This is a genomic window from Roseicyclus sp. (assembly GCF_052168335.1).
GTDB lineage: Bacteria > Pseudomonadota > Alphaproteobacteria > Rhodobacterales > Rhodobacteraceae > Roseibacterium.
Window position 1 is genome coordinate 1 of record NZ_JBQLZP010000101.1, and the last position, 3,124, is coordinate 3,124.

General features: G+C 69.9%; 4 protein-coding genes. All 4 read right to left on the reverse strand.

Annotation, left to right across the window (positions count from 1 at the left end; all coding sequences use genetic code 11):
• The coding region (locus ACTS11_RS03190; RefSeq protein ID WP_442638897.1) for a sulfurtransferase at positions 1-341 on the reverse strand (341 nt) is incomplete at its 3' end.
• Positions 342-389: 48 nt separating this feature from the next.
• Complete coding sequence (locus ACTS11_RS03195; protein ID WP_442638898.1) at positions 390-1,535, reverse strand: acyl-CoA dehydrogenase family protein; 1,146 nt, start codon at positions 1,533-1,535, stop codon at positions 390-392.
• 118 nt (positions 1,536-1,653) lie between these two features.
• Positions 1,654-2,190, reverse strand: coding sequence for an OsmC family protein (locus tag ACTS11_RS03200; protein WP_442638899.1), 537 nt, complete (start codon positions 2,188-2,190; stop codon positions 1,654-1,656).
• 29 nt (positions 2,191-2,219) lie between these two features.
• Positions 2,220-3,062: an ABC transporter permease gene (locus ACTS11_RS03205; RefSeq protein ID WP_442638900.1), complete on the reverse strand. Its 843-nt coding sequence runs from the start codon at positions 3,060-3,062 to the stop codon at positions 2,220-2,222.
• Between the last annotated feature and the right edge of the window lie 62 nt (positions 3,063-3,124).

Genomic DNA, 3,124 nt, shown 5'->3' on the forward strand with positions numbered 1-3,124 from the left:
GCCTCGAACCCGCCGTCGAGCACGGCCTTCCTCGGGTAGCCGAGGAAATCGAGCAGGAAGTAGCCGCGGCACGACTGGCCGAAGCCCGTGTTCATCGAGCCTTCATAGATCACCGCCGTCTCGGCGCCGGACAGGCCCGCCGCGCCGAAGGCCCCGGCGAAGGTCCGGGTCATCTCGGCGATGCCTTCGGCGTCCGAGGTGGCGAGGAAGGTGAAGATCTCGTGCAGGTTCACGGCGCCCGGAATGTGGCCTTCCGCGAAGGCCTCCGGCGCGCGGGTGTCGATGATCACCACGTTCTCCATGGCGGCGAGGTCTTGCGGGGAAACGAGCGTGGTCGTCATGGCGGCAGTCCTTTCGGGTGGGAGGAAGGAAACGGTCTGCGGCGGCCCTCAGGCCTCGGCCCCCATGTCGGCGAGCATCTTGCGGAGCTGCTTGGTGGCCGGCGTCACGATGGCGACGAAGTAGCTTTCGCGCAGCCTGCGCTGGGCGGCGCCGTGGGTGACGTAGCCGCGCGCGCCCTGGTGCAGCATCGCGTTGTGCGCCGCCGCCACCGACAGGTCGCCCGCGGCCAGGCGCGCGCGGATCACGCGGATGAAGTAGGCGTCCGAGGTGTCGTAGGGCGTCCTCGTCAGCTCGGCGACCTCGGCCTTCATGGCGTCGAGCTTCTCGCGGAAATGCTCGGGCTGGTCGGGCAGGTGCCTGTTGACGTGGCCGAGCTGGTCCTTCACCTGCTCCATCAGCGCGATGCAGCCCTCGATCATTCCGAAGGCCATGCCGGCCTGCAGCAGGATGAAACCCGCGCGAATTCTCGGGATGTAGGCGTTGATCGGGTCGGCCAGCACTCGGGCGTCGGGCACGAAGGCGTCGCGGCACTGAACGCCGTAGGTGCGGGTGCCCTCGAGGGCGACGAAATGGTCGTTCGACACGAGCTTCACGCCCTCGCCCGAGCCGTGGATCACCATCATCACCCGCTCGCCCGCGCGGGGCCCCTCGGGGATTTCGCTGACGACGGCGAACCAGGCGTCGGGGCCGATGTTGCTGACCCAGGGCAGCGTGCCGCGGAGCGTATAGCCGCCCTCGACCCGCGTCGCCTTGAGCTTCATCGTCTCGATCCCGAAGAGCGTCTTCATCGGGTTCGACAGGCCCGTGCCGCCGAGGATCTCGCCGGTGGCGACCTTCGCGCCCAGGTCGGCCTGAAGCGCGGCGTTGTCGGAGTTGTAGATGTACCAGCCGAGCGCCGACTGGCACCACATGCAGAACGCGGTCGAGAGGCACTCGCGCCCCGCGCGCGCCATGGCGGCGATCGTGGTGTCGAGGTCGAGCGCGCCGCCCGGCGCGGGCAGGTGCCGGCGGAACGCGCCGGCGGCGCCGAAACTGCGCATCACCTCTTCGGGGTAGAGCCCTTCGGCGTCGATGGCGCGCACCAGCGGCACGAGGTCCGACCCGGCGATCCGGTCGGCGGCGTCGAGCACGCTTGCGGCTTCGGGCAGGCCCAGGGCGGGGCCGGTTTCGGCGATTGCGAGGTCGAGGGACATGGGCTGCTCCTGTCTGGACAAGGCGATCCGGGGCGCCGCAACCGGGCACGGACGGGATGGAAGACGAAGGGGGGCGGCCACGGCCACGGCCCCGGGGCCGCGGCCGGACCGGTCGGGGTCAGGCGGCGCCGATCTCCATGTTCACGGGCCGGGCGAAGGTGTTGAACACCGGCGACCACTTCGCGACATGCCGGATCAGTTCGTCGATCACCTCGCGGGGCGCGTCGGCCTCCATGATCACCTTCATGCGCACGTCGGTGAAGCCGACGGGCTTCTCGGACTGGTCGCCCGTGCCCCAGACGGCGGTGATGTTGAGATCGGCCTCCATCTCGATCTCCAGCTTCTGCACCGTGATGCCGCGATGCACGGCATTGGCATGGAGCCCCACGCAGACGCACGAGCCGAGCGCCGCGAGCGAGGCTTCGGACGGGTTCGGCGCGGTGTCGTCGCCCAGAAGGCCCGGCGGCTCGTCCACGATGTAGGGGGGCAGGTCGCGGATGTAGTTGGCGTGGCGGAAGCGGCCCTCGGCGACGGTCCTGCACGACAGCGTCTTGATCGCCTTGGGATCGGCCTTGCCCTTCTCGATGAGGCCTTCGAGGCCGGTCTTGTCGATCGGGGCCAGGCAGCCTGTCAGGACGGTTGCGGGTTCACCCATGGTTTTGGTCCTCCTTCTGGGATGGGGTGTCAGGTGTCGCTGCGCAGCCAGCTGAAGCGCTTGATCGCCAGCATGCAGAGCGTGTCGAGGGCGTAGCCGATGACCCCGATGACCAGGACGGTCGCGCCGAGGCGGGCGTAGTCGAGGCTGTCGCGGGCATCGTTGATCGCGTAGCCGAGGCCCGAGGAGACGCCGAGGTATTCGGCGGGCACCAGCACGACCCAGGCGATGCCGAGCGCGAGGCGGATGCCGGTCAGGATGTCCTGGGCGATGGCCGGCAGGATCACGTAGACGAGCAGGTGCGCGGGCTTGGCGCCGAGATTGCGCGAGACCTTGAGCCAGGCCGGGTCGATCCGGCGCACGCCCGCGGCGGTCGCGAAGAGGATCGGCCAGACCGCGGCCACCGCGATCAGGAAGATGATCGCGCCGTCCCAGGTGGCGAAGGCCATGACGGCGATCGGCATCCAGCTGAGCGGCGAGATCATCCGCAGCAGCTGGAACGGCGCGTTGCAGAGGTCGCGCAGCCAGCCGATCCGCCCGATGAGGATGCCGAGCGGCACCCCCACCGCGATGGCGATGGCAAGGCCCCACCCGACGCGGGCGAGGCTCGGGGCCGACATCGGCCAGATCTCGCCCCGCTGGATCATGTCCCAGAGCCGCTCGAGCGTGGGTCCGGGGGCGAGCTGGCCGAAGGCCCGCATCCCGTCGCTCTGCGCGATCAGCCAGCCGCCGAAGGCCCAGAGCGCTCCGAGGATCCCGAGGCCCAGCATCGAGATGCCGAGGTTGCGCGCCCAGCCCTTCAGGGCATCGGCGCGGGCCCTGTCGGCCTCGGCCTCAGCGGCATCGTTCCCGGTGAAGGCCGCGTCGGTCACAGCGCCAGCACCTCTTCCCGCTCGAACGGGTTGCCGGGGTTGACCGACGGGTCGTCGAGCCA

Excerpts from the sequence above, each read along its gene's own strand:
- ACTS11_RS03195 (WP_442638898.1), bottom strand. The coding sequence starts at position 1,535 with ATGTCCCTCGACCTCGCAATCGCCGAAACCGGCCCCGCCCTGGGCCTG.
- ACTS11_RS03200 (WP_442638899.1), bottom strand. The coding sequence starts at position 2,190 with ATGGGTGAACCCGCAACCGTCCTGACAGGCTGCCTGGCCCCGATCGAC.